Source organism: Kitasatospora sp. NPDC022785, from assembly GCF_055561295.1.
Map to the genome: position 1 here is coordinate 99895 of NZ_JBVHHB010000010.1, position 5894 is coordinate 105788.

A 5894-nucleotide genomic window follows, 5' to 3' on the forward strand; every position below is an offset into this window, starting at 1 on the left:
GGGCCACCGGCCGGCGGGCTCGCCATTCAAACCACCCCCCCCCCTGGGGCCCCCCCCCGGGGGGCGGGGCGGGCCCCCCCCGCGCCCCCGCCCCGCCCCCCCCCCCCCCCCCGGGGGGGGGGGGGGGCCGCGTCCCCGGCACGGTCGTCGCACTCGGTGCGGTCAGCCTGGTCACCGACGTCTCCTCGGAGATGGTCACCGCCGTGCTGCCGCTCTACCTGGTACTGGGGCTCGGCCTCTCGCCCCTCCAGTTCGGTTTTCTCGACGGGCTGTTCAACGGCGCCACGGCGCTGGTCCGGCTGCTCGGCGGCAGGCTGGCCGACCGGGGCGGCGGCCGGCACCGGACGGTCGCCGGGGTCGGCTACCTGCTCTCGGCGCTCTCCCGGCTCGGGCTGCTGCTGGCCGGCGGGGCCGCCGGCGGGATCGCCGCCGCCCTGGCCGCCGACCGGCTCGGCAAGGGCGTGCGGACCGCGCCGCGGGATGCGCTGATCTCGCTCAGCGCACCGCCGGAAGCGCTCGGCCGGGCGTTCGGCGTGCACCGGGCGATGGACACCACGGGGGCGCTGCTCGGACCGCTGGTCGCGTCAGCGGTGCTGTGGGCGACGGCGGACGCGTACGACGCGGTGTTCGTGGTCAGCTTCGCCACCGGCCTGCTCGGCGTACTGGTGCTGATGCTGTTCGTCCCGGCCCGGACGGCGGTGCCGGCCGTCCAGCCGAAACCGGCCCGGCGCAGGAACGGGAACGGGAACGGGAACGACGCACTCGGCGACCCGGTGTTCCGGCGGGTGGTCACCGCCGCCTCTTTGCTGGGGGCCGCGACGGTGGGCGACTCCTTCCTCTACCTGCTGCTCCAGCGCGGCCTGGACCTGCCGGCCGTGCTCTTCCCCTTGCTGCCGCTCGGCGCGGCGGCGTGCTACCTGCTGCTGGCCGTACCGGCGGGCCGGATCGCGGACCGGACCGGGCGGCGCACCCCGTTCCTCTGCGGGCACGGTGCGCTGCTCGCGGCCTACCTCACCCTGACGGCCCCGCCGGGGTGGCCGACCGCCGTACTCACCCTGGCACTCCTGGGTGTCTTCTACGCCGCCACGGACGGCGTGCTGATGGCGCTCGCCGGGCCGGTGCTGCCGCCGGACCGCCGGGCCAGCGGGCTCGCGGTGCTGCAGACCGGCCAGGCGCTGGCCCGGCTGCTCGGAGCGGCCGGGTTCGGCGCGGCCTGGACGTGGTGGGGGCCGCGACCGGCCCTGGCGGTCTCCGCACTCGCGCTGGCCGCCGCACTCGCCGCCACATGGCGGATCCTGCCGGGACGGGAGGTCTCATGAAGGCGCGATCGACGGTGCTGGTCATCGCTGTCCTGGTGTTGCTGGGCGGCTCGCTCGGGTACGTGCTGCACGCCAGGCAGCGCGGCGACGGGCACCAACTCGTCGCAGCAGAGAGCTCGTTCACCCTGGACGAGCCCGGGCTCTACTACCGGGACACCGCCACCGGGCGGGTCGCCCGCAGCCAGGGGGCGCCGGACGGGCCGTCCTGCGCCCGGTTCTACGCCGCGGGGGACCGCGCGCTCTGCCTGCGGGCACTGCCCGGCGTCCCGGCCCGTACCCAGGCGGTGGTGTACGACCGGCGGTTCACCGAGCTCCAGACGGTGACGGTGCCCGGCGTCCCGAACCGGGCCCGGGTGTCGGCCTCCGGGCAGCTGCTCTCCTGGACCACCTTCGCCGTGGGGGACTCGTACGCGGCCGGCGCCTTCTCCACCCGGACGTCGATCCTGGACCTGCGCACCGGCTACCTGGTCAAGTCGATCGAGGCCATCCCGCTGACCGTCGACGGTACCCGCTACCACGCCGCCGACATCAACTACTGGGGCGTCAACTTCGCCGCCGACGACAACCGCTTCTACGCCACCGTGTCGACCGGCGGCCGGACCCACCTGATCGAGGGCGACCTCCGGGCGTGGTCGGCGCGGACCCTGCGGGAGAACGTCGAGTGCCCCTCGCTCTCACCGGACGGCACCCGGATCGCCTTCAAGAAGAAGGTCTCGGCCGACCCGGCCGCGCCCTGGCGGCTCCACGTCCTGGAGCTCGCCGGGATGCGCGAGCACCAGCTGGCCGAGTCGCGCAGCGTGGACGACCAGGCGGCCTGGCTCGACGGGGAGACGCTCGGTTACGCGCTGCCGGGACGGGACGGGAAGGGCACCGACGTCTGGACCGTCCCGGCGGACGGCAGCGGGGCGCCGCACCTGCTGGTGCCCGGCGGCTCGTCGCCGGTGGCCGTGCCGCCGGCGCCGCCCGTGTCGCCGGTGCCGCCCGTGCCTCCGGCGCCGCCCGTGCCGCCGGTGCCTCCGGCGCCGCCCGTGCCGAGCTGACCGGCGATCGGCCTTCCGGCGTCGGGAGCCGGTGCTCGGTTCTCGGTTCTCGGTTCTCGGTGTCCGGTCCTCGGTGCTCCGCCGTGGCGGACCGAGGTGGCGAACCGCTGACCACCCCACCCGCCGCGCGGGCGTATATGGGGGTCCGCGGACCGGAAGATACGTGCTCGTCCCCCATGAACCGCAGGTCCCGCGGCGGCAGGATCGGCGGTGCGGTCGGACGCAGGCCGGCTCCGGCAGTCTCCAGAGAACGAAGGAAGAACGATGGCAGACGGGCACACGGCGGGCGAGGACTCGGCAGATCCGTACGCCACGTTCTTCCCCGACCTGATCGGGATGGTGCTCCGCCGGCAGGGCGCTCGGGGCTGGTCCGTCACCCCGGAGGACTTCTGGTGCCGCGTCTCCCCGAGCGACGCCGCCCCGGGCCGGAGGCAGGGCTGGAAGCTGCACGTGTCGGCCACCCCGCTCTCCGCCCCGATGGTGCTGACCCGTGCCGCCGAGGTGCTCGTCGCCGCCCGGGCCCCGTTCAAGTGCGCCGGCACCCCCGGCCGTCTGACGGAGCTCGTCTCCGCCCGCTACGACCGGGGAGGCGGCGGAAAGTTCATCACCGTCTACCCGAGCGACGACGACCAGTTCCGGCAGCTGGCCGAGGAGTTGCACCGGGCCACCGCACACCTGCCGGGGCCGGGCATCCTCTCCGACCGTCAGTACCGGCCGGGCAGCCTGGTGCACTACCGCTACGGCGCCTTCCGAGGCCACCCCCGGCTCACCAACGACGGCTCACCCGAGCCGATGCTGCAGGCACCCGACGGGAGCTTCGTCCGGGACCGGCGGCGAGCCGGTTTCAGCGCGCCCGCCTGGGCCACCTCCCCGCTGCCCCCGCCCGAAGAGCCCCCGCCCGCCCCCGGGACGAGCGTCCTCCTGAACGACCGCTACGTCGTGCGCAAGGCCATCCGGCACTCCTACCGGGGCGGAGTCTTCCTCGGCACCGACCAGCGGACCGGGCAGGAGGTCGTCATCAAGGAGGCCCGCCGGCACGTCGGGGCCACCCTCAGAGGCACCGACTCGGGCGAGCGGCTGGGCCACGAGGCCGAGATGCACACGTTGCTCGCGCCGCTCGGCCTGTGTCCGCAGGTGCTGGACGTCTTCGGCCAGGGCGGTAACCGGTACCTCGCCGAGGAACGCATCGCCGGGCAGACGCTGCGCTCCTGGGTGTCCGAGAGGCTCCGCCCCGACCGGGCGTCGGTACTGGAGCTGGCCGGGCAGCTGGTGACCGTCGTCGAGGCCGTCCACGGGGTCGGCCTGGTCCTTCGGGACCTCAGCCCCAACAACCTGATGGTCACTCCGGACGGCGAGCTCCGCCTGATCGACCTGGAGGCCCTCGCCCGCCCCGGAGACCTCGCTCCGGGCATCCACACTCCGGGCTTCTGCGCCCCGGAGCTCCTCGACAGCGCCCCGAACGGCTTGGCCCCCGCCCCGGAGTCCGACCTCTACAGCCTCGGTGCCGTGCTGTTCCACCTGCTCACCGGCGCCGAGCCCGCGCTCGCCCCGGACAGCGGGGGGACGCGCGGCCAACACGAACGTCTCGTCGCCCTGCTGGTTGCCGCCCTCGCCGACCGCCCGGAGCTCACCGCCCTCCAGCCGCTGGTACTGGGGCTCATGGCGGAGGACCCCCACGACCGTTGGAGCCTGGACACGGTCCGCGAAACGCTCGCCGGGCTGCCCGCGACCGCACCCGTGGACGCACCCCCCGCCACCGGGAGCGCCCCGGACAGCGGGCGTGTCCTGGACGGCGGGACCGCGGAGCAGCTGCTCTCCGACGGGCTGACCCACCTGATGGACACCATGACCCCGCTGGACCCGGTACGGCTCTGGCCCGCCGACCCCTCCGCCGAGCGGACCGATCCGCTGAACGTGCAGCACGGCGCGGCCGGCGTCCTGTCCGTCCTCACCGCGGCCGCCGCACACCGGACCGACCCACGGCTGCGGGCGACCGTCGCAGAGGCCGCGCAGTGGATCGCCGCCCGGGCCCGGACCGGCGGACAGCAGCTGCCCGGGCTGCACTTCGGGCGCTCCGGCACCGCCTGGGCCCTGCTGGACGCCGCCCGGCTGCTCGACGACGACGGCCTCGCCGCGCACGCGGCCCAGCTGGCCCGCGAGGTGCCGGTGCGCTGGCCCAACCCCGACGTGTGCCACGGCGTGGCGGGCGCCGGCCTCACCCAGCTCCACTTCTGGCAGGCCACCGGTGACAAGGAGTTCCGCGAACGCGCGGTCGCCGCCGCCGAGGCCCTGCTGACCACCGCCGCGAAGGGCCGCTCCGGTGTCGTGTGGCCCGTCCCGGCCGACTTCGACTCCGAGCTCGCCGGAATCACCCATCTCGGCTTCGCCCACGGCGTCGCCGGCGTCGGCACCTTCCTGCTGCTCGTCGGGCTCGCCGCGGAGCGGGAGGACTTCGTCCACGCCGCCCGGGCGGCCGCCGAGACCCTGCTCACCACCGCACGCGTGCGGGAGGGCGGCGCGGGCTGGCCCGTCGAGGACCGGGGCGCCGACACCCCCGCGCACGCGCCCCACTGGTGCAGCGGCGCCTCCGGCATCGGCACCTTCCTGATCCGCCTCTGGCAGGCCACCGGGGATCCCCGCTACCGCGAGACCGCCGAACAGGCCGCGACCGAGGTGTACCGCTGGCGGTGGCGGAGCTCGCCGGCCGCCTGCCACGGCCTCGCGGGCAACGCCGAGTACCTGCTCGACCTCGCCGAGGCCCTGAACGACCCCGGCCACCGGCGCCGCGCCGAGGAACTCCTCGCCTGCGCCCACGCGCGCCACGTCGTCCACGACGGGCTGCTCCTGATCCCCGACGACACCCTCACCGGGGTGGGCGTCGGCTACAACACCGGACTCGCCGGGCCGCTCGGCCTGCTGGTACGGCTCCACCACGGCGGGCCACGCCTGTGGCTGCCCGCCCCCGACCCGGCCGGAAGGAGGTGACCACCCATGACCAACGACGTCAACGCCCTGCAGCTGCTGGACAGCGAGGAGCAGACCACCACGGACTACATCTGCTTCCCGTTCAGCATCTTCACGTGCGGCAACTGGAGCTACGGCGACATCTAGCGGACCCGACCCGAGGAAAGCGAGTGAGTACGATGACCAACGACGTCAACGCCCTGCAGCTGCTGGACAGCGAAGAGCAGACCACCACGGACTACACCTGTTTCCCGTTCAGCATCTTCACGTGCGGCCACTGGAGCATCGACGACATGTGAGTCCGACAGGGGAAGAAGTGAGCACGGCGACATCCGATGTGACCGCCCCGCAGCCACCGGAGACCGAGCACTGCGGCCTGGACGACGCCCCTGTCCTCACCCTCCGGGATTGCCTGGTCCGGACTCACACGGACGCGTGACCACGAGCGCCCCACGCCGGGGGGGGGGGGGGGGGGGGGCGCCGGCCCCCCCCCCCCCCCCCCCCGCGGCCCGGGGGGCGCGCGGGGGGGGGGGGGGGGGGGGGCCCCCCCCCCCCCCCCGGGGGGGGGGCC

5 protein-coding genes are annotated in these 5894 nt (G+C 75.2%); all 5 read left to right on the forward strand.

The features are described from left to right. Positions 1 to 191 precede the first annotated feature (191 nt). The 5 genes from ACZ3YO_RS18465 (at position 192) to ACZ3YO_RS18485 (ending at position 5622) form a co-directional block, all read left to right on the forward strand. The gene (locus ACZ3YO_RS18465; RefSeq protein WP_465570279.1) at positions 192 to 1319 is read left to right on the forward strand and encodes an MFS transporter; all 1128 of its coding nucleotides are present in this window, start codon (positions 192 to 194) and stop codon (positions 1317 to 1319) included. Then, the gene (locus tag ACZ3YO_RS18470; RefSeq protein WP_465570281.1) at positions 1316 to 2359 is read left to right on the forward strand and encodes a TolB family protein; all 1044 of its coding nucleotides are present in this window, start codon (positions 1316 to 1318) and stop codon (positions 2357 to 2359) included. Before ACZ3YO_RS18465 ends, ACZ3YO_RS18470 begins: the two co-directional genes overlap by 4 nt. A 264-nt stretch (positions 2360 to 2623) precedes the next feature. Then, positions 2624 to 5344 (forward strand): class IV lanthionine synthetase LanL, encoded by a 2721-nt coding sequence (gene lanL / locus ACZ3YO_RS18475; protein ID WP_465570282.1) that lies wholly within the window; start codon positions 2624 to 2626, stop codon positions 5342 to 5344. 6 nt (positions 5345 to 5350) lie between these two features. Next, on the forward strand, positions 5351 to 5470 hold the full coding sequence (locus ACZ3YO_RS18480; protein ID WP_331741485.1) for an ALQxL family class IV lanthipeptide: 120 nt from the start codon (positions 5351 to 5353) through the stop codon (positions 5468 to 5470). A gap of 32 nt (positions 5471 to 5502) precedes the next feature. Beyond that, positions 5503 to 5622 (forward strand): ALQxL family class IV lanthipeptide, encoded by a 120-nt coding sequence (locus ACZ3YO_RS18485; RefSeq protein ID WP_331742630.1) that lies wholly within the window; start codon positions 5503 to 5505, stop codon positions 5620 to 5622. Positions 5623 to 5894 lie beyond the last annotated feature (272 nt).